Origin of the sequence: Acetobacter orientalis, assembly GCF_000963965.1 — a bacterium.
In the GTDB taxonomy this organism is placed as follows: Bacteria; Pseudomonadota; Alphaproteobacteria; order Acetobacterales; family Acetobacteraceae; genus Acetobacter; species Acetobacter orientalis.
On record NZ_BAMX01000039.1, the window covers coordinates 15,944 to 36,948 of the forward strand.

Annotated in this window: 20 protein-coding genes and 1 tRNA gene; 13 read left to right on the forward strand and 8 right to left on the reverse strand. The window is 50.8% G+C overall.

Annotated features, from left to right (window positions below; all coding sequences use genetic code 11):
- The first annotated feature begins 116 nt into the window (after positions 1-116).
- From ybaK to rfbA, 5 genes are all read left to right on the forward strand, one after another.
- Positions 117-611 (forward strand): Cys-tRNA(Pro) deacylase, encoded by a 495-nt coding sequence (gene ybaK, locus Abor_RS12190; RefSeq protein ID WP_126621180.1) that lies wholly within the window; start codon positions 117-119, stop codon positions 609-611.
- Positions 612-777: 166 nt separating this feature from the next.
- Positions 778-1,665, forward strand: a complete 888-nt coding sequence (locus tag Abor_RS12195; protein WP_048842175.1) for a DUF2272 domain-containing protein — start codon at positions 778-780, stop codon at positions 1,663-1,665.
- Positions 1,666-1,778: 113 nt separating this feature from the next.
- Positions 1,779-2,819 carry a cysteine synthase A gene (locus Abor_RS12200; protein ID WP_048842176.1) on the forward strand — a complete coding sequence of 347 codons (1,041 nt, stop codon included), beginning with the start codon at positions 1,779-1,781 and terminating at the stop codon, positions 2,817-2,819.
- Positions 2,820-3,117: 298 nt separating this feature from the next.
- Positions 3,118-4,176, forward strand: coding sequence for a dTDP-glucose 4,6-dehydratase (gene rfbB / locus Abor_RS12205; protein ID WP_048842177.1), 1,059 nt, complete (start codon positions 3,118-3,120; stop codon positions 4,174-4,176).
- On the forward strand, positions 4,173-5,075 hold the full coding sequence (rfbA, locus tag Abor_RS12210) for a glucose-1-phosphate thymidylyltransferase RfbA (RefSeq protein WP_048842178.1): 903 nt from the start codon (positions 4,173-4,175) through the stop codon (positions 5,073-5,075). The genes rfbB and rfbA overlap by 4 nt, the downstream gene beginning before the upstream one ends.
- An 81-nt stretch (positions 5,076-5,156) precedes the next feature.
- Here rfbA and Abor_RS12215 read toward each other — a convergent pair whose 3' ends face one another.
- Both Abor_RS12215 and guaA read right to left on the reverse strand, forming a co-directional pair.
- On the reverse strand, positions 5,157-6,170 hold the full coding sequence (locus Abor_RS12215) for a glycosyltransferase family 2 protein (RefSeq protein ID WP_048842179.1): 1,014 nt from the start codon (positions 6,168-6,170) through the stop codon (positions 5,157-5,159).
- Positions 6,171-6,361: 191 nt separating this feature from the next.
- Positions 6,362-7,966 (reverse strand): glutamine-hydrolyzing GMP synthase, encoded by a 1,605-nt coding sequence (gene guaA, locus Abor_RS12220; RefSeq protein ID WP_048842180.1) that lies wholly within the window; start codon positions 7,964-7,966, stop codon positions 6,362-6,364.
- 228 nt (positions 7,967-8,194) lie between these two features.
- Between guaA and Abor_RS12225 the strand changes: the two genes are divergently transcribed.
- The 6 genes from Abor_RS12225 to Abor_RS12250 all read left to right on the forward strand — a co-directional run bounded on the left by Abor_RS12225 (position 8,195) and on the right by Abor_RS12250 (position 13,303).
- Complete coding sequence (locus Abor_RS12225; RefSeq protein WP_232015183.1) at positions 8,195-8,638, forward strand: hypothetical protein; 444 nt, start codon at positions 8,195-8,197, stop codon at positions 8,636-8,638.
- 73 nt (positions 8,639-8,711) lie between these two features.
- Positions 8,712-8,788, forward strand: a tRNA-Arg gene (locus Abor_RS12230).
- A gap of 131 nt (positions 8,789-8,919) precedes the next feature.
- Positions 8,920-9,366: an Ivy family c-type lysozyme inhibitor gene (locus Abor_RS12235; protein ID WP_048842181.1), complete on the forward strand. Its 447-nt coding sequence runs from the start codon at positions 8,920-8,922 to the stop codon at positions 9,364-9,366.
- A 214-nt stretch (positions 9,367-9,580) separates the two neighbouring features.
- Positions 9,581-10,201, forward strand: coding sequence for a sorbitol dehydrogenase family protein (locus Abor_RS12240; protein ID WP_048842182.1), 621 nt, complete (start codon positions 9,581-9,583; stop codon positions 10,199-10,201).
- Between the two features lie 23 nt (positions 10,202-10,224).
- Positions 10,225-11,862: a GMC family oxidoreductase gene (locus Abor_RS12245; protein WP_048842183.1), complete on the forward strand. Its 1,638-nt coding sequence runs from the start codon at positions 10,225-10,227 to the stop codon at positions 11,860-11,862.
- Positions 11,855-13,303 (forward strand): c-type cytochrome, encoded by a 1,449-nt coding sequence (locus Abor_RS12250; protein WP_048842184.1) that lies wholly within the window; start codon positions 11,855-11,857, stop codon positions 13,301-13,303. The genes Abor_RS12245 and Abor_RS12250 overlap by 8 nt, the downstream gene beginning before the upstream one ends.
- Positions 13,304-13,366: 63 nt before the next feature.
- On the opposite strand, the gene panS is transcribed toward Abor_RS12250, so the two are convergent.
- On the reverse strand, positions 13,367-14,284 hold the full coding sequence (gene panS, locus Abor_RS12255; protein ID WP_048842185.1) for a ketopantoate/pantoate/pantothenate transporter PanS: 918 nt from the start codon (positions 14,282-14,284) through the stop codon (positions 13,367-13,369).
- 256 nt (positions 14,285-14,540) lie between these two features.
- On the opposite strand from panS, the gene Abor_RS12260 reads away from it, so the two are divergent.
- Both Abor_RS12260 and Abor_RS12265 read left to right on the forward strand, forming a co-directional pair.
- Positions 14,541-14,909, forward strand: coding sequence for a DUF6525 family protein (locus tag Abor_RS12260; protein ID WP_048842186.1), 369 nt, complete (start codon positions 14,541-14,543; stop codon positions 14,907-14,909).
- Positions 14,910-14,995: 86 nt separating this feature from the next.
- Positions 14,996-16,558: an adenosine deaminase family protein gene (locus Abor_RS12265; RefSeq protein WP_084594525.1), complete on the forward strand. Its 1,563-nt coding sequence runs from the start codon at positions 14,996-14,998 to the stop codon at positions 16,556-16,558.
- Positions 16,559-16,589: 31 nt separating this feature from the next.
- Here Abor_RS12265 and Abor_RS12270 read toward each other — a convergent pair whose 3' ends face one another.
- From Abor_RS12270 to trmB, 5 genes are all read right to left on the reverse strand, one after another.
- Complete coding sequence (locus Abor_RS12270; RefSeq protein WP_048842187.1) at positions 16,590-17,273, reverse strand: Fe2+-dependent dioxygenase; 684 nt, start codon at positions 17,271-17,273, stop codon at positions 16,590-16,592.
- Between the two features lie 161 nt (positions 17,274-17,434).
- A complete protein-coding gene (locus tag Abor_RS12275; protein ID WP_048842188.1) occupies positions 17,435-17,599 on the reverse strand; it encodes a DUF1328 family protein in 165 nt (54 codons plus the stop codon).
- Between the two features lie 138 nt (positions 17,600-17,737).
- Complete coding sequence (locus Abor_RS12280; protein WP_048842189.1) at positions 17,738-18,487, reverse strand: phosphoheptose isomerase family protein; 750 nt, start codon at positions 18,485-18,487, stop codon at positions 17,738-17,740.
- Positions 18,488-18,604: 117 nt separating this feature from the next.
- Complete coding sequence (gene purH, locus Abor_RS12285; RefSeq protein WP_048842190.1) at positions 18,605-20,182, reverse strand: bifunctional phosphoribosylaminoimidazolecarboxamide formyltransferase/IMP cyclohydrolase; 1,578 nt, start codon at positions 20,180-20,182, stop codon at positions 18,605-18,607.
- A 93-nt stretch (positions 20,183-20,275) separates the two neighbouring features.
- Complete coding sequence (trmB, locus tag Abor_RS12290; RefSeq protein ID WP_048842191.1) at positions 20,276-20,989, reverse strand: tRNA (guanine(46)-N(7))-methyltransferase TrmB; 714 nt, start codon at positions 20,987-20,989, stop codon at positions 20,276-20,278.
- Between the last annotated feature and the right edge of the window lie 16 nt (positions 20,990-21,005).

Here is a 21,005-nt window from a genome sequence, read left to right on the forward strand (position 1 = left end):
TAGGCGCATGCGTACGCCCTTGCCTTGACGCTCTGCCACCACACTTCGATAAAAGAGACAATTTTTACAGTGCGGTGGTCTCTTGCCACCCAAAGCCCACAAAGAAAGAGCAGCCCGTGTCACAGCAGAAAATTGAAACCCCAACCACCCATTTTCTCGCAGCGCATGGCATTGCCTATACCATGCACGACTACGACTACGTGTCTGACCCCGGCAAAATTGGCCTCCATGCCGCAGCAGGTATTGGTATTGAGCAAGAAAAAGTTTTCAAAACCCTTATGGTCGAAATCGATAAAAAACAGGTCGTGTGTGCCGTTATTCCGGTACACCAGAAAATGAACCTGAAAAAAGTAGCGGCCCTGTTTGGCGGTAAAAATGCCCGCATGCTTAACGCTGAAAAAGCAGAAGCCCTTACCGGCTTTCAGGTTGGGGGTATTAGCCCTTTTGGGGCACGCACACAGGTGCCTGTCGTGTTTGAAAAAACCGCACTCGACCACGACATTATGTACATTAACGGCGGTGGGCGCGGCCTTGTGGTGGGCCTTGCACCCCAACAAGCCCTTGCCTGTGTTAATGGCCAAAGTGCAGACCTAACCGTAGACCCCACCTAAAACAGAGCTACACAGATAAAAAAGCAATGCTGGCGGGGGGCAAAGCAGCATCTCCCCTCTTTTCGCCTGCACCGGAGCAGCTTATGCATAAAACTGTGCCGCCTGCGTTAAGGGGGCACTGAATACTCCGGACAGTCCGGAGTTGATGTGTCTGGATGGAGACGAGATGTTACGCAAGCGCTCTGTTGCCCTGCTGGCCCCACTGGCCCTTGCAGCCTGTGCCGCCCAGCCCACACCCGGCTCTGCCCCATCTGCCGGGGCAGGCTCAGCGGGGGCTTATGGCTACAACCCCCATGTGCCAGATTTTGCCAGCCGTAACTTCACGCCCTTTAACCGACAAGACGTTGTTGCCATAGCCATGCGCGAGTGGCGGTTGTTTGGCAGCCCGGTTAATGATGATGACCCCGAACAACGCCCAGAACCCCAAACCGCTGCTGTAAAACCAGAACGCGCCCCCGGCCTATGGCAACGTGTGGGCGAGTATTGGTGGATTGGCATGGACCCTGACATGACCGAGGTGTCATGGACAGGTAAGCACGATGGTAACGGCCAACTCACAGACTTTGTGCATGATGGCAACTATGCGTGGTCTGCCGCCTTTATTTCTTACGTTATGCGTGTGGCCGGGGCTAATAGCCGCTTTCCGTACTCACCCAACCATTCCACTTATATTAATGCCGCGGCCTCTGGCCAATCAGCCGTGTTACGGGCCAGAAACCCCGCACATTATGCACCAAAAACCGGAGACCTTATTTGCGTTGGCCGTGGCCGTGCCAAAACCACTGTCAAATTTTCAAGCCTGCCAACCTCTTACGGGTTTCCTGCCCATTGTGGCTATGTGGTTGCCACCAACCAAAATGGCCAACCCTTTGGCCACCAGCTCAGTATTATTGGCGGCAATATTGATGACGCCGTGGCCCTTACCCACGTTCCCACAGATACAGAGGGCAAAATTTCGGCTTCCTCTGGTAAAAGCTATGACCAACGCTACCCGTGGTGCGCTGTGCTAGAAGTACTGTACGATGCAGAAACCGAGCCCGATGCTGGCCAATAAATGCCATGAAGCTGTTTTAGCCTAGTGAGGCAAGACATCTGCCCCCAACGTGCTATCTTGTTTTTTGCATAAGGGCCTAAGCCCACCCTAACCCCATAATAAGGTGCAACGAGATGACCAAAAGCCCACTTTCTGCCCCCCTGCCCGGCTGGACATCTTTCTCGACAGATATGCCAGCAGCCGTTGGGGGCACCCCGCTTATTCGCTTGCGCAAAGCATCAGAAGCAACCGGCTGCGAAATTTACGGTAAAGCGGAATTCATGAACCCCGGCGGATCCGTTAAAGACCGGGCAGCTTTGGCAATTATTGAAGATGCAGAGCGCAAGGGCCTGCTTAAACCCGGTGGTACATTGGTTGAAGGCACGGCTGGCAATACCGGCATTGGCCTAACACTTGTGGCAAATGCTCGCGGTTACCGGTGTATCATTGTTATGCCCGAAACCCAAAGCCGCGAAAAAATAGATTTTCTGCGTATGATTGGGGCCGACCTACGGCTAGTACCTGCTAAACCGTATAAAGACCCCGGCAATTACGTGCATGTCTCCCGCCGTTTGGCAGAAGAAGGCGGGTATGTGTGGGCAAACCAGTTTGACAACCTTGCCAACCGCGAAGGCCACCGCCACACTACCGCCCCTGAAATCTGGCAGCAACTTGATGGCAAACTAGACGCCTTTACCTGCGCCTGTGGTACAGGTGGCACTTTGGCAGGCATTGCCCTTGGCCTACACGATGCCGCTCAAAAAGCAGCGGTAAAAGCCCCACACATTGTCTTAGCAGACCCCGAAGGCTCTGGCCTATATGGGTGGGTTAAAAGTAACGACCTGTCCGTACAGGGGTCTTCCATTACCGAAGGTATTGGCCAGTCTCGCGTAACAGCCAACCTTGATGGCGCCCCAATTGATGATGCTGAGCGCATTCCAGACCCTGAGGCACTAGACATTATCTACAGCCTTCTTATTGATGAAGGGCTTTCTGTTGGCGGTTCTTCTGGCATTAACGTAGCCTCTGCCATTCGCACCGCCCGCAAGCTCGGCCCAGGCCACCGCATTGTGACCATTCTATGCGACGGAGGTGCGCGTTACCAGTCCAAACTCTTCAACCCCGAATTCCTACGCAGCAAAAACCTGCCTATCGCTCCGTGGTTGGATAAATAAGGGTCTGACTTCACGCTCCATTCTGCTTTCACAACCACTCTATCAAGCCATAAAAATTGCAAGAAAGTATACTTCCTGTGATTTTTATGGTTTTCACATAATTTAACGATAATAAAAATTCATAAACTTCATTCATAATTCGTAAGCCGTTAAATTTTCAACATTCCGTTGCATTTAAGTGAATTTTTTGTAATTAATTAAATTGTAACATTTTGCTCTTAAAAGCATTCCCATGAAAACTATATGAGCGTATAATTACTGCAAATTTTTTTGGCAACGATGGATAAGGGCTGCACTTTTGCGCATATTGTTAACTGGTGGGTGTGGCTTTATTGGCTCTGCTGTCATTCGTCACATTATCCATTCAACAAATCATACTATCCTCAATATAGATGCCATGACCTACGCTGCTTCTGCTGCAACGATCGAAAGCGTGGCCACCAATGAACGCTATCGTTTTTCTAAAACCGATATTACCGACAGCAATGCGCTAGAGCATTTATTCGAAACATTCCGCCCGCACGCGGTCATGCACCTTGCGGCAGAAAGCCATGTTGACCGCTCTATTGATGGGCCAAGCATTTTTATCCAAACAAATATGGTCGGCACCTATACGCTTTTGGAGGCCGCCCGCAAATACTGGCTTACCCTCGATAAAATAGACCGTGACGCATTCAAGTTCCATCACATTTCTACAGACGAAGTTTTTGGAGCCTTACAACCTAACGACCCACCTTTTACTGAAACAACAGCTTACGACCCACGCAGCCCGTATTCCGCCAGCAAAGCGGCATCTGACCATCTTGTGCGTGCGTGGTACCATACCTACGGTTTGCCAACTTTTGTGACCAACACCACAAATAATTATGGCCCGTGGCACTTCCCTGAAAAACTCATACCCTTAGTCACTATTAATGCGATTGAAGAAAAAGAGCTGCCTGTTTACGGCACAGGTGAAAACGTAAGAGACTGGTTGTTTGTAGAAGACCATGCAGAGGCTTTGGTTAAAGCCATTGAACACGGTAAAGCGGGTGAAACCTACGCCATAGGCGCACGCCAACCTCGCACTAACCTTGATGTTGTCACAACCATTTGCACAATTTTAGATGAATTAGCGCCAACACCAAACGGCCCACGCACAAACCTCATACGCTTTGTAACAGACCGGCCCGGGCACGACTTTCGTTATGAGATAGACCCCACACATGCAGAACACGCATTAAGTTGGAAAGCAAAACACAATTTTACAGCCGGTATACGGCGTACACTGGAGTGGTATTTACAAAACCGCACATGGTGGGAGGCCATTCGTGCTAACCGCTACACTGGCCACCGTTTAAGAACCACCAAACCATGACAAACAAACCCGCTTCCACCCCCATGAAAGGCATTCTTTTAGCTGGCGGGTCTGGCACACGGTTGCACCCCATGACATTAGCAACCAGTAAACAATTGCTGCCTGTCTACGACAAACCCATGATCTACTATCCACTGTCTACGCTCATGCAAGCGGGCATTCGTGATATTATGATTATAAGCACCCCGGCCGACTTACCACAGTTTAAACGGCTACTAGGAGATGGCTCCCAGTTTGGTGTACACTTTACCTACCGCACCCAGCCTACACCTGACGGTATTGCCCAAGCGTTTCTTATTGCTGAAGATTGGTTGCAAGATGCTCCCTGCGCCCTTGCCTTGGGAGATAATTTGATTTTTGCAGACGAGTTAAACAAAACTCTGCACCATGCTGCACAACGTACCGCAGGCGCTACTGTCTTTGCTTACCAAGTACGCGACCCAGAACGCTATGGCGTTGTTTCTTTTGATAAAAATGGACGCGCTTTAAGCATCGTTGAAAAACCCAGTGCTCCTGCTTCAAATTGGGCTGTAACCGGACTGTATTTTTACGACCACCGTGTTTTAGACTTTGCCAAACGTCTAAAACCCTCAGCACGTGGCGAATTAGAAATTACCGACCTCAACCGTTTTTACCTAGAAGAAGGCTCCCTGCACGTCGACCGCTTGGGCCGTGGCTGTGCTTGGTTGGACGCTGGCTTACCAGATAGCTTATTAGAAGCAGGGCAATTTGTGCATACCATACAAGCACGCCAAGGAATGCTAGTAGGCTCTCCAGCTGAAGTAGCTTTTCGCATGGGCTTTATTGATGCAACGCAGCTACGTAACCATGCACAGAAAATGATTAAAACTGAGCTAGGACAACTACTTATGAGCGTTGCGAACTCATTACCTCAATAATTATATTTCCTGAATATATACAGTAATAACTGCATGCCTCATAATTCCAAAATTATGAAGCACGCATAAATAGTGAATGTTTTATTTTACTATTTTTCTATACACAAAGTAACAAAAAGTTAAAATATATTTTGATTTCGTATTTATAAGCTCTCTTTGCAAAAATATTTTTATTTTTATTTTTAATGGTAGATATTTATTATTTAACATTACTTTTATATATTGATTTGCAATGTCAACTAATTCGTTCTTATGTTGTGACATTTTTTTACTTTGAGGTGTATTAGATGTACAAATAGAACGAAATGCCTCACCAATGAACTGTGAATTAAACCTATTGAAAATTAAATCTTTCATGTAATATCGAGCTTTATCTGGCTCATCTGGAAAAAAACTTACTAATTTTTTGAAATATTTTAAACGACTTCTACTCATTTTTATACTGTAAGAAGTACTGTTATTATTAATGCACCATACAGTTACAGCTTGATCTAAAAAATAATTTTTATACCCTTTTCTAAACATACGAAGAAAAAGATCATCATCTTCATAACCTGTAAATTGCGGGTCAAACCCCCCAACGCTTTTAAAGGCTACCCGATTTATCAATGATGCTGAGGGTAAAATATGCATATCATTACCTATCAGATCATTAATAAAACGCTTAGGATGACTACTGTGATGCTTAACAGTTTCCCATCTAATAATATTACCATCCTCATCAGCCTCAGCCAAGTCTGCATAAACCCAACCAAAATGTGGATCTTTTTTTTCAATACCAGATAACAAAATTTCAATATGATTTTCCAAATAGAAATCATCTTGATCAAGAAAAGATATAAAATCAGAAGTTGTATTTTCTACACCAAAATTTCTCGCTGACCCTTGGCCTCCATTTTCTTTACGTAAAACCTTAAAACCTAATTTTTCGGATATATATTTTAGTTTTTCGCTTTCCTCAATTGATGATCCATCATCTACAACCAAAAACTCATTGGGGACTATTGTTTGAGCTAAAACACTATTCGCAGAGCGTTCTATGTACTTCGATCCATTATAGTAGGGAATTATGACACAAACAGTAGGATTATTCATTATAATACAGGCCTCTCAACCCGAACAGTCAAACAGAACCTGAGCATATTAACAGAAATGAAATAAAAGCATATAATGCATTTATTGTGAAATTATATCAACTTAAGGCACCAAATAATTAAACCGTTATGGGAGCTCACATAATATAATGCTGTAAGCTTCCATAACCTAGGAAAATGAATATTGAACAATCACTCCCACTCAATCGTGCCGGGTGGTTTAGACGTAATGTCGTAGGTTACGCGGTTAATGCCGCGTACTTCGTTAACGATGCGGCCCGCAACACGGTTAAGGAAGTTGAAGTCAAAGGGGTAAATTTCTGCTGTCATGCCGTCTGTGCTGGTTACAGCACGCAGGGCGCAGGCTTGGTCGTAGGTACGGCCGTCCCCCATTACACCCACGGTGCGCACAGGCAGAAGCACGGCAAATGCCTGCCAAATGGCATCGTACAACCCGGCTGCACGAATTTCTTCAAGGAAGATACTGTCAACACGGCGTAGCAGATCGAGTTTTTCCCGCGTGATGTCAGAGCTCGGAATACGAATAGCCAGCCCCGGCCCCGGAAAGGGGTGGCGGCCAACAATGGCTTCCGGAATATCCAACTCACGGCCAAGGTCACGCACTTCGTCTTTAAACAGTTCACGCAGCGGCTCAACCAGCTTCATATTCATGCGCTCTGGCAGGCCACCCACATTGTGGTGAGACTTGATGGTAACAGAAGGGCCACCTGTAAAGCTGACACTCTCAATCACATCTGGGTAGAGCGTACCCTGTGCCAAAAACTGTGCGCCACCCAGTTTGGTCGCTTCTTCTTCAAACACCTCAACAAACAAACGCCCAATGGTTTTGCGTTTAATTTCGGGGTCTGTGACGCCTGCTAGTTCTTTTAAGAACAGGTCAGAGGCATCGCGGTGTACGAGCTGAATGTTAAAGCGGCCACGGAAGGTTTCAACAACCTCTTGTGCTTCGCCTGCACGTAGCATGCCGTGGTCAACAAAAATACAGGTTAGCTGGTCGCCAATGGCTTCATGTATCAACACTGCGGCAACAGAAGAATCGACCCCGCCTGAAAGACCACAAATAACGCGGCCTGTGCCCACCTGCTCCCGAATGCGGGCAATTTCCATTTCGCGGAAACCAGCCATTGTCCATGTGCCAGAGCAACCCGCCACATTATGCGTAAAGTTGCGCAACAATGCGGCGCCGTGGGGCGTATGCACCACTTCTGGGTGAAACTGTACCCCGTACAGGCGGCGGCCTTCATCAGCAATAACAGCGTAAGGTGCGCCCTCACTCACAGCCACAATACGGAAGCCGGGGGGGAGTTCGGTTACGCGGTCACCGTGGCTCATCCAGACCTGCTCGCGGCCACCGCGTGCCCATGCACCACGGAACAGAGCACAGTCTTCTACAATATCAACAAAAGCGCGGCCAAATTCGCGGTGGTCAGAACTTTCAACGCGACCACCAAGCTGCAAGCACATAGCCTGCTGGCCATAACAAATGCCCAGCACAGGTATAGCCAGTTCAAACACAACCTCTGGCACGCGTGGTGAGTCTGCTGTGGTCACACTTGCTGGGCCACCAGAAAGAATAATGCCGCGCGGCGCAAAAGCGCGAATACGCTCAGCCGTGGCTGTAAAGGGCCAGATTTCGCAATAAACACCGCTTTCACGCACACGGCGCGCAATAAGCTGGGTCACCTGGCTCCCAAAATCCAGAATCAGAATACGATCCTGATGCAGGGCTTCATCCAGCGCGATGGAAGCTGCGGGCGTGGAGGTCTCAACGGACATGGCTACTGGTCTTTCTGGTCAGCGCCGGAGCGGCATAGTCAGGTCAGGGGGGCTGCTCGGCAAGAGAAACAGCACAATCAAACTGCGCATATAAAGCGGCAGGGCCGCGCCGTCACCCAAATATTAAGGTTCTTAAGCTTACAATGCCATTATGTGGCCTTCCTGTGGCCCTGCTTACACCCTACATTTAAGACAATGGTTGCAAGGTAATTCAGGAGCACACTTTATATGATGGCTGTTCTGGCAGGCTTTCACAAAACTCTTTTGGGCCGTTTAACCGGGGGCACCTGTATTATAGGGCTAGGGCTGCTGTGCGGTGCCGCCGCCGCAGATGACCCATACGGTGACTGGATTGGCACCTTGGTGGCCGACAAAGGGCACAACTGCCCGGTTAATACACCCTCTCTTATGCAGATTACACCCAAGCATATGGTTTTTGCCCCTGAGACCGGCGCCCTTATTCTACGTGGCACACCCAACAAAGCCACGCAGCATTACCATGCAGACCTAATGATGGAAGACGCAAACCACAAACCCCTGCCAATGGTTTTTGAGGCCCACCCAGTAGGAGACACCTTTGAAGGGGTTTATGGCACCCCAGAATGCCGGGCGCATATTACCCTAAAAAGGCCGGAAAGCCGGGCTTGGAAAAACTTTATTGGGGCCGACTGATAAAAAATTTCAAAAAAATGAAAAAAGGGGGTTGTCAGGTACCCCAACCCTGCACTACAAACCGCCTCAAGGCGCACCCGTAGCTCAACTGGATAGAGCACCAGACTACGAATCTGGGGGTTAGGAGTTCGAGTCTCTTCGGGTGCACCACCCTTCCTCTTAAAATTAAAACACTAGTTATACCGCAAAATTTTAAGTTTGCATTTAGCTTCGTGTCCTATTGCTGCCGCACTTTTTGCCTACGTGTTATTTAACCAAAATAATGTAGGGTTAAAGGTATCATGCAGTATTTTTCAAAAGCAGCATTTGCGTGCACTTTACTTGTACCTTTTGCCGCACACGCTGCCCCACAAAAAAAGCCAGAGCAGACCGTAAACCTTTCCTCTTACGTGTCTGACATGGCGCAAAACCCAAAATACAGCAAAGCCTACCGTAGCATGGCCACGTTGCCGGGCTGGGTAAGCACCGGGCAAGGCACCTCTACCCCCACCATGCCCCAAATTATTGCTGGTAAAACCTACCGCGTTGGCCATTTGTGCGAGCCGCATAACTGCGCACAAAACCAGTTTGATGTTATTTTATCTGAAGATGGCAAGCAGGCGTGGGGTCTGTTTTCTTCACGCATAGGGCAAAAACTTTACCAAATGCCTTTTGGTAACCCGAACGATGCCATGCTGGCCGCTCTAAATGCAGCCTATAAAGCCAACAACCCAAATGATAGCCAATAACGCTGTTCTTAAAAGGCATTTGGCACACCTTTCATCGTAAAAGCAAAATAAGGCATGTTTCAGGCATCACCCTGTTCTGTGCCACAAAAGTTTGGCAAGCACGGCCTAAAACGTTACCAATATAGTTATACTGTAAGTTTTATACCTTTATCGCCCCCCACCTCTCTGCACGCAGCCTGACGTGCAGAGCCTGAATTTGTAAGGACATAGGCTTATGCAACAAGACCGCAACGGTCTCCCACCGGCGGAATGGTGTGCTACGCCCAACGCCATGCGCTTAAACCGCCTTATGCGCATGGCCCGACGCGACGCCCTTATGGGTGGCCTTGGCCTTTCGGTCGCTGGTCTTTTTTCATCAGCTCAGGCACAAACTGCCCAAACGGCAGCGCAAAGCGGCGAAGTAGGTCGTTTTATGGCGGTCTCTGAACGCTTAACCGACCGCACAACGCTAGATAGCCGCATTGGCACTGCCCTATATGTTGGCATTGTGCATGCTAACCCAGACCGACAAGCCAAAATTCAGGCGCTCGCCACCTTGCTCGAAAACAGCAAGCCCACCAGCGCAGCAGAGTTTGCCCGCGCTGCAGAGCATGAAGACCCAAGCCTGAAAGAGGTTATTCATGACATTCTGGCAGGCTGGTACCGCGGCGTGGCAGATGGCAAAGTTGTTGTTTATCGCTCTGCCCTGATGTTCGACATCACGAAAGATGCAGTTTACCCCAAAACCTACGCCACAGGCGGCCCCTTTTATTGGGTGAGCAAACCGCCCGAAGTGGCGCGCCCCACAGGCAAACCCGCACTTACGCCCTCCCCGTTCGTTATTGAACCGACCTAAGAGCGCAGGATTACCCAAGCCCCATGTCTTCAGAACAAACTCTCTCTGCCGATGTCGTGATCGTAGGGTCCGGCGTGGCTGGCAGCTCTATCGCTAACGAACTGGCTCGTGCTGGTATTTCCGTTATTGTGCTTGAAGCTGGCCCGCGTGTAGACCGCCAGCATTTTGTAGATAACTTCCGTAATTTGGAAAACAAGCCTTCTTACCAAGGGCCTTTCCCGGCTGTGCCGTGGGCGCGCCACCCCCCAAACCAGATGACCCCTAACGAGTACCTGCACACAAGCGGCCCCAATGCAGAGGCCTACCAGCAGGTTTATTTACGTATGATGGGTGGCACCACATGGCATTGGGCCGGGTGCGCTTGGCGCTATCTCCCATCAGACTTTGAGCTAAAAACCCGCTACGGCCAAGGCCGCGACTGGGCGCTAAGCTACGATGACCTAGAGCCATTTTATTATCAGGCTGAGGTGATGATGGGCGTATGCGGCCCAGACCCCGCAAAAGAAGACCTCGGCTCTCCGCGCAAGCAACCCTACCCTATGGAAGCGCTGCCAATTTCGTACGCGGCGCAGCAATTCCGTAAACTTATTAACGAAAAAACACCCTACCGCGTTGTGCACGAGCCACAAGCCCGTAACACGCGCCCATATGATAACCGGCCAACCTGTGAAGGCCATAATAACTGCATGCCTATTTGCCCCATTGGGGCCATGTATAATGGCGGGTATTCAGTTTACCATGCAGAAGCCGCCGGGGCTAAATTTGTGCCCAATGCGGTCGTGTACCGTATAGAGCGCGACAGTGCGAACAAACGCGTAACTGCCGTACATTATATGGACCCCGATAAAGGCTCGCACCGCGTAACAGGCAAATATTTTGTTATTGCCGCCCACTGTATTGAAACCGCAAAACTGCTCTTGGTTTCAGCAGATGACCAAAGCCCCAATGGTGTTGCCAACAGTTCTGGCCATGTTGGCCGTAACATGATGGACCATACCGGTGTGCAGGTTACCTTTATTAGTGGTGATAAAGCGCTCTGGCCGGGCCGCGGCCCGCTTGAAACCAACGTGATTGACAATTTCCGTGATGGAAGCTGGCGCTCTGAGCGTGGGGCCTACCTTGTGCACATGGTTGATGACAACCAAGTTGACCTTGCAACACAGCTTGCCATTTCTAAAGGCTATGTCGGGAAAGACTTGGAAGAGCAAATACGGTATCTGGCTGCCCATACTGTACGCCTGTTTAGCCATAACGAAGCCTTGCCAGACCCAGAAAACCGCCTGACACTAAGCAAAACCAACAAAGATATTCTGGGCATTCCGCACCCAGATGTTTACTATAAACTGCCAGACTATACCGTTAAAAGTTGTGAGCACACACGCGGTGTTTTTAAAGACCTTATTGGCCTTATGCATGGCACAGATGAACAGTGGACACCGGGCTACTTCCCGCAAGACCACCCCTCTGGCAGCACCATTATGGGCACAGACCCCAAAGATTCTGTGGTTGATGGCTTTTGCCGTACCCACGACCATGAGAACCTGTTTATTGCCAGCTCCTCTGTTTTTTCTACCGTTGGTACCGGCAACATTACCCTAACTGTTGCTGCCCTTGCCCTGCGTGTGGCCGACACGCTGAAAAAAGAGCTTGTCCATGCCTAATACTTTCATGTCTTCTCTTATAAAGGGTGTGTACACTCTGTTCGGCTCGAGTGCGCTTATTGGTGCACTCGCCGCTATGCCTGCGCAAGCGCAAGGCACTGCGCCCAATACCCCACCGGCTGCCCCCTCTACCCCAGCTACGGCAACACCCCCTAAAGCCGAAGCTCCTACGGCAGACACACCAGCACCAGCACCAGCACCAGCACAGGCTGCAACAACCGGTGCCGATGCCGCAACGCTTGAACGCGGTGCCTATATTGCCACCGCAGCAGACTGCGTGGCCTGCCATACCAAACCCGGCGGCATACCTTATGCAGGTGGGTTAAAAATTAGCACGCCTATGGGCGATGTGATCTCAACAAACATTACCCCAGACCCTGAGCACGGTATTGGTGCTTATACCGAGCAAGAGTTTGACCAAGCCGTGCGCCACGGTGTGCGCCGTGATGGTGCCTATCTGTACCCTGTTATGCCCTATGTTTCTTACGCAGGTATGACAGACCAAGACGTACACGCGCTCTATCTATGGTTTAAAGACAGCGTTAAGCCCGTTGCTACGCAACCCAAACCAACAGAGCTGAGCTTTCCGGCTAATATGCGCAGTGCTATGGCAGCGTGGAATTTTGTAACCACAAAAGAGCAGCCAGAAACGGGAGATTCCGCAACGTATGACCCCATGCGCCGAGGCCGTTACCTTACCACAGCGCTGGAACATTGCGGCACCTGCCACACACCGCGTAATTTTATGCTCAGCGAAAAGCAGGATCACTTCCTTGCTGGGGCCTCTTTGGGGGCATGGTACGCGCCTAACGTCACCTCATCCAAAACCAGTGGCATTGGCACATGGTCTGAAGATGACCTTGTGGCTTACCTACGCACAGGCCGCCTAAAAGGCCACGCCCAAGCCGCTGGCCCTATGGGGGAAGCAGTAGAGCACAGCACCAGCAAACTAACCGATAAAGACCTGCACGCCATTGCGGCCTACGTTTTACAAGTACCCGCAATGGAAGATGACCTTGAGCACAAACCGCGTGACAGTTTTGGGGCCGCACAAGACACCCCAGACCTGCGCACCAAAGAGCCAACCCGCATAGATGACCTAAGCGAAATGGATGGCCCGCATATTTATGATGCCAACTGCTCTGCCTGCCACGGCCATAATGGCGCAGGAACGCTAGACCAGTATGCGCCCTCTCTGTTTGCAAACTCTACTGTAGGCAGTATGCGGCCAGATAACCTGGTTATGACCATTTTGCACGGTGTTAACCGCAACACCAAAGATGGCCACGCAGGTATGCCCGGCTTTGACAGCCACTCAGACGTGCAGCGCCTGAGCAATAGCGAAATTGCTAAACTCACAAACTACCTCACTGCCACCTACGGCAGCGGAGATGCCCACGTTACCCCAGAAAAAGTAGAAGAATTTCGCAAGGCTTTATAACAAACAAGCGCGTTTTACACTCTGCTTTTTAACGCCCGGCACGCTTATGCCGGGCGTTTTTTATTACCCCTGCTTTTGCCCGTTGACTGGCTTATGTGACCAGTACGAGGCTAAAAAAGAACCTGAAATATTATGCCATATTGAAAAAACAGCCCCCGGCAACGCTGCAAGCGGCGAGAAATATAAACGCCCCAATGTTGCCGCCAGACCTGAGTTTTGCATACCAACCTCTAAGGCTAGAGTGCGGCACACGCTTTCTTCAAACCCTAACAGGCGGCCACCCCAGTAACCGCCTAGCAAACCAAGGGCATTGTGCAGCACAACCCCCAGCAACAGCACTGGCCCCACGGCTGCAAGCGAAGGTTTTACACCCGCTACAATACAACCAATAATAAGCAAAATAGACGCCATAGCCACAAAAGGCAGGGCTGGCTCAACACGTTTTACCATACGCCCACAAAACATATTAAGCACAACACCTGCCAGCACAGGCAAAGCAACCAGAGTAACAATACTGTAAAACAGCCCCCAGCTATCGACCGCTACAGTAGCGGCACTATAAAAACGGGTTAAAACAGGTGTTGCAACAATACCCACCAGTGTAGAAAACGCGCTGATACTGACAGACAGCGCCACATCGCCTTTGGAGAGGTAGATCATAACGTTAGAGGCTGTACCGCTTGAAACACAGCCTACCAACACCATGCCGGTTGTAAGAGCGGGCGACATAGCCAGTAAGTGCGCAATAAGCCAAGCTCCAAAGGGCATAACCAAATAATGCAGCCCAACCCCCGCCAAAACCGGCCCGGGCCTACGCGCTACACGCCAAAAATCTGCCGGGGTAAGAGACACCCCCATAGTAAACATAACAAATGCCAGCAAAGGCATAATGGCCGGTGTAAAAACACTAAAAACTGTTGGCACAGCCACAGCTAGGCCAGATACCAGAAGTGCCCAAACAGGAAAAAGCCGGGTTAACATAAGCTGTGGTGCGTCCCTTTTAGTAAACTCGCCCTGCCGCGCTCATACGGCCTGCGCTGTATGCCGCATAAAGCAAACACCCCCTCTATGGCCAGCTTAATGGGCTGGAGCACCTCTGTAGAAACACACATGAAAGTACGCCCCCCAGACTGAGCCTAATAGGCGCCTTGATTTATAGTTATGTTATATCATAATAATACCCACTACTCTCTTTCCAGAGCGCAAGAGCCTACCGTAACAAAACCAAGGACGCGCCATGCCCACTCGCATTCAGCACTCCAACGAACGTACCCCCCGCCACGAAATTTGGCACCGTTACGAGGGCAATGAGTGGGCCGCTTTTGACCAGCTCCCCCCCAGCATTAGGCAGCGCCTACACGAACATAGTTACGATGCTTGGTCTGTTAACGCCTTAAAGCTCTGGCACCATTACAAGCGTATTTATGGAGCCACACAGCGCGCAGAACGCGCCCTTATTCGCTACCTAGATTATTGCGAACGCCTAGAGCGAGAAGCCTTTGCCGCCCGCTACACCGCCCGTTACGGCGCGACCCTACCGCACGATGCCGCCATGGGCACCGTGCTACGCAACCACACAGCCCCTTGCCCGGTAAGCCACAAATAACACGAGCGCCGCACCGCTTTTCTGTACGCCTGAGCCTGCTAGTTTCTGCTAAGAAGGCAGACAGCTTCTTGTTCAGGATACGTCTCATGCTTTTGCGCTCTGTTGTGCTTGCCAGTGCCCTTTTTGCTGTGCCCCTTAACGTCATAGGGGCGCCACTTACACCAGAGCAAGCCACCGCACAGCTTTACACAGCCCTGCGCACAGACCCAGAGCGCTTAACTCTTTTCTTGCGCCAGTTTCCTAAAGGGGCAGATTTACATAACCATCTGGTAGGGGCCATTTATGCAGAAAGCTACCTGAAATGGGCCGCCCAAGATGGCCTATGTGTAAACACAGAAACAAACAGCATTTTACCAAATGCCTGCACCAAGCCAGAGCAGCAAAGCCAACTGCCAGCCACAGCTTTGCCCCACAATGCTACCACCACAACAGCCATGATAGATGCCCTGTCTATGCGGGACTTTGTGCCCACAGCACAAGACCGCTCTGGCCACGACCATTTTTTTGCAACGTTTGACAAGTTTGCCGCCTTAACCAGCAAACATAGCGGCGACAGCCTAGCCGAAGCCCTAGACCGCGCCGCCAATGAACATATTACCTACCTAGAGCTTATGGTTTCTCCCGCTCTTGGCCAACTCATTGCCGCAGGTGGTAAACACCCATTAGAAGACGAAAATTTTCAAGCCGCCATAGCCAACTTACAAAAAGACCTACCCAACCTTTTACAGGCCGTAAAACAAGAAACTGACGATATGGAGGCACGTGCTAACACCCTGCTACAGTGCGGCACACCACAAGCCCACCCCGGTTGCCATGTTACGGTACGCTATCTTTACCAAACCGTGCGTGTTTTACCGCCCCCGGCTGTGTTCTCCCAACTCTATACCGGGTATAATGTTGTGCAGGCAGACCCACGGTTTGTCGGGCTCAATTTTGTTGCCCCAGAAGACAACACCATAGCCATGCGCGATTACGACCTACACATGCGTATGTTTAAAACCCTTGGCGCACTCTACCCCGATGTAAAACTAAGCCTGCATGCGGGTGAGCTAGTACCGGGCCTTGTACCGCCAGAAGGGCTTGAGCACCATATTGAGGCCGCGGTTAACGTGGCAGGGGCCAAGCGCATTGGCCACGGCATTGATATAATATGGGAAAAAAACGCCCCTACCCTTTTGCAAACAATGGCAAAAAACAATATTCTGGTTGAAATTAACCTGACCAGTAACGACCTGATTTTAAACGTAAAAGGTAAAGAACACCCCTTTGCACTGTATTGGCGGGCAGGTGTGCCGCTTGCTTTGTCTACAGATGATGAAGGCGTATCGCGCGCAGACCTAACGCAAGACTATTACCGGGCAGCCACAACATGGCCCCTCACCTACCAAGAGCTAAAAACACTCTCCCGCAATGGGCTAACCTATGCGTTTCTACCCGGTGCAAGCCTATGGCAACACGGCACACTCACACCCGCCTGCACCCAAAAGGCCAGCACGACCTGCACCAATTTTCTCAAAAATAGTGATAAAGCACGCTTACAAATGACCTTAGAAAATAAGTTTAGCGCGTTTGAAGAAAGTGTTACAAAAAACAGACTCTTTAAAAACGATAAAGGCTTTGTAAACACAACCCCAGCATCTGCCCCTTAATGAACATGTGGGGGCATTTACCCCCCACAGATTATATTTCAGCCCATTGCCGCACCAAATTATGGTACGTGGCTGTAAGCCCCAGCACTGCGGGGTGGTCATCTGGCAAGGCCTTGCGCGTCTCAATAATCGAGAGGTCGAAATTATAAAGCAAGGCGCGCTTACTATCGTCTTTCACAAGCGACTGCGACCAGAAAAATGATGCCCACCGGCTCCCGCGTGTAACGGGGTTTACCGAATGTAAGCTGGTAGAGGGGTACACAACCATATGCCCGGCAGGCAGCTTAACGGTTTGCGTGCCATATGTGTCCTGAATAACCAGTTCACCCCCATCATAATCTTCTGGGTCGCTTAAAAACAGCGTGCTGGATACATCTGTGCGAATACGAAACCCTGTGCCGGGTAAAGCTCTAATGGCGTTATCAACATGGGCATGAAAATTCATGCCCTTGTCGTATCTGTTAAAAAGGGGTGGGTACACACGTAACGGCAAGGCTGCACTTGTAAAGGTTGGGTTACGGCCCAGAGCCTTAAGCACAATCTGGCCAAGTTCCTTGCTTTCATCTGAATGTTCTGGAACTTGCAGGTTATATTTTGCTTTAGCCGACTGCTCACCTGCGGTCACTTTACCATCTACCCAGCCAGCGCCATCTAGCACTTTACGGCAATATGCCACTTCATCTGGTGTTAAGACATCAGGTATGCAAACCAGCATCCGCTTTACTTTCCTACACAGGCACAGCGCCTTTTGAACGGCGCCAGTGTAGGCAATGACTTTAAAAGATGCAATTGCGTATTGCTTGCAAATATAACCATAAAAAAACGCGGGGCCTGTAACCCCGCGTTTTAGAAAATGACTTAATATGCGTTGTTGTTTTAGGGAGAACGCCCAAAAAAGAAGCTGATAACCAACAACACAACAAACACAAACACCAGAATTTTAGCAACACCGGCAAAACTGGCCGCTGCCCCACCAAACCCGAAAAGGGAGGCAAGAAGTGCTAAAATCAGAAAAATTAGAACCCAGCGCAAAATAGCCATTTACGTCTCTCCTCACACTTTCCAAGCCAGCCTTTGTCTTAAAAGAAGGCTGGCCACATGTCCCTTGCGGTTGAGAACGCAAAGAACTCGGAAAAGTTCGCACGTGAGAGTTAATGGCTTATGAAATCACGCCAAAAATTATTCTGAACCGGGTATAATGTCATACCCAGCACTGCCCGGAGCAGGGCCTGGCGCAGGGGCATTGCCTACTGCAACACCGACCATCTGGGCTGCGGTAGGGCCTATTTCGCGGGCATCAATGGCAATACCTAGCTCACCACTGGTGCCTGTCCCAACGGCATATATGCTTTGCCCGGCTTTAAGCCATGCAGCCAGTCGCGTTGCCTCACGCGGGGCAAGGTAAATAACCGTATGGTCTTTTAAAATAACACCACTTACCTGACCGTTCAGGTCGTAAAGCGGCATCCAAATGTCACCATGCAGCACAAGGTCTGGCCCGGTTATCATTTCGGGAGACTGCTGGGGCATAACAATAAAGCTGTCTTGCATGCTACGGCCACGGGGGCTGGTTAGGCTAAAGGCCCGTATAAGCGGCAAGCTGCAGGCTTTTAACCCTTGAATAGACACCGTGTCTCCGGGCTTAATAAGCCCGGCCACTGTATGCCCTTGGTCTGGAGAGACCAAAACCTGTGTGCCGTCTGTTAAGACCACACCCAGTACGCCCCCATGTGGCGCTGGCAAAAACTGCGCAACTTTGCCCGTAAATTGCGGCAGGCCAGACAGGTCATAAAGGCCTGTAGCCTGTTTTTCTGTCACGGTTTGATGGGCAGCAAACGAAGCAGATGCCGCAGGTTTAGACGCCGGAGCAGCAACGGCAACAGTAGATGCTACGAAAAAAGACACAGCAGAAAAAAGCAAGGTGCGCATGGGTCAACCAATGTAACCCTCTGCCCGTCTTTTAACAGCCAAACCGGGCAGAGATGTGTGGAACTCTACGGCATTGTTCGGCAAGAACGCCTGCCCGACAAGCGCCGTAAAAGCGTGTCAGTGGCGGAAATGACGCATACCAGTAAAGACCATGGCAATACCGGCAGCATCTGCTGCGGCAATAACCTCATCATCACGGATAGAGCCGCCGGGCTGAATAACCGCGGTAGCACCTGCCGCCACAATGGTTTCAAGCCCATCAGCAAACGGGAAAAACGCATCAGAGGCCGCAACAGACCCTTGTGTAAGCGGTGCATCCTGCCCTGCGGCTTTTGCTGCTTCAGCGCTTTTGCTGGCTGCAATGCGTGCCGAATCGACACGGCTCATCTGGCCTGCACCAATACCAACGGTTGCGTTGTTTTTAGCGTAAACAATCGCGTTTGACTTAACGTGCTTTGCCACACGGAAGGCAAACATCAGATCTTCCATTTCCTGTGCTGAAGGGGCGCGCTTGGTCACCACCTTCAGAGACTCTGGAGTAATCTGCCCGTTATCGCGGGTTTGGGCCAAAAAGCCACCAGCAACAGAGCGCACAACCACACCAGCCGCAGCCGGGTTAGGCAGCGCGCCTGTTAGTAGCAAACGCAGGTTTTTCTTGCGGGCCAGAATAGCCTTGGCTTCTGCTTCCGCATCAGGTGCAACAATAACTTCTGTGAAGAGTGTTGCAATTTGCTCTGCCGTAGCTGCGTCCAGCGTACGGTTAAGGGCTACAATGCCCCCAAAAGCAGAAACGGGGTCGCAACGCAGGGCGCTATGCCATGCCTCTACCAAAGACGTACCGGTTGCTACGCCACAGGGGTTGGCGTGCTTAACAATAACAACAGCAGGCTGCGTAAACTCAGCCACAGCTTCAAACGCAGCATCGGTGTCGTTAATATTGTTGTAAGAGAGCGCCTTACCTTGCACCTGTGTGGCAGTAGCCACGCCTGGGCGGGTGCTGCCATCACGGTAGAAAGCAGCCTGCTGGTGGGGGTTTTCACCGTAACGCAGCACTTCTGCACGCTGGCCTGCAAGGGTAAAGCGCTCTGGCAGGTCTATGTTAGCTTGCGCAGCAAACCATGTTGCAATAGCAGAATCATAAGCGGCAGTGCGGGCGTAAGCGGCACCAGCATAGGCGCGGCGCTGCTCTAATGTGCTGCCACCAGCCTGTAGGGCTTCAATCAAGCCAGCATATTGCGCTGTGTCGGTTAGCACTACAACGTGGTCATGGTTTTTTGCAGCGGCGCGAATAAGGGCTGGGCCACCAATATCAATATTTTCAATGCAGTCTTCTGCGCCAGCGCCAGACGCCACGGTTTTTTCAAACGGGTAAAGATTCACGGCTACCAGATCGATAGGAGCAATGCCGTGCTCTTGCATTTGGCCAACATGCGCTGGCAGGTCTCTACGGCCTAAAATACCACCATGAATTTGGGGCACGAGCGTTTTAACGCGGCCATCCAAAATTTCAGGGAAACCCGTATGATCAGAAACCTCGGTTACGGGCAGGCCAGCCTCACGCAAGGCTTTGGCTGAGCCACCAGTAGACAAAATTTCTGCCCCATGCGCGACCAAAGCGCGACCAAGGTCAAGCAGACCGGTTTTATCTGAAACAGAAATAAGGGCGCGGCGCACGGGCAGCGGGGTGTGGCTCATAAACGGAGACCTTTCGCACGGCTAAAAGCTGTAAAGCCGCTGCTTACCCAACCTGCCGTGCAAGAGCAACCACCACAAAGGCAGAACTGCCCCTTAACGGCGGGTAAATGTCCAGTAAAGCGGCTGCCGGCCCGCGGCAATGGCCTTGGCCTCGTACCGTGTAGGAAACCACCCTTGCGGGCGTTCTGTCACGGGTGGGGGGGCATCAAAATAGGGCTGGGCCCCCATCACCTCTTCAACCCATGCCTGGTAGGTTGGGTCGTCACTCGCTACACGCCACACGGCACCGGGCTTAAGCACGCGGGCTACCAGCTCAACATTATGCGGGTGCACAAAGCGGCGCTTGGCATGCTTGGCTTTTGGCCACGGGTCAGGAAACATTAAAAACAACCGATCCACGCTGGCTTCAGGCATCGCCTTTAGCAGAATGCGGGCATCATCGTCCCACAACCGCAGCATATCGGGAATTGGCGCCGTGGCTTCTTCCTCAACCGGCACAAGGCGGGTGAGAAGAGAACATAGGCCATTATGAAAAACTTCAGAGGCAATATAGCCAACATCGGGGTGCGCATTATGCTGCGCGTAGGAGTGCTCTCCGCCCCCAAAGCCAACCTCAAACCAAATTTGGGCTGGTTCTTTACCAAAACCCAGCTTTGGTGTGCCCGCTTTTTCAAGCGGGAAGCGCAGCCGAGGCAGCGCTTCTTCTAGCAAGCGTTCCTGACGAGGACGCAGCGGGTGCCCGCGTTGCCGCCCATACAACCGTTCGGGCGGCGGCTTGACATCTGGTGCGCGTACGTCCTCCGTCATGATCTCTGCAACCCTT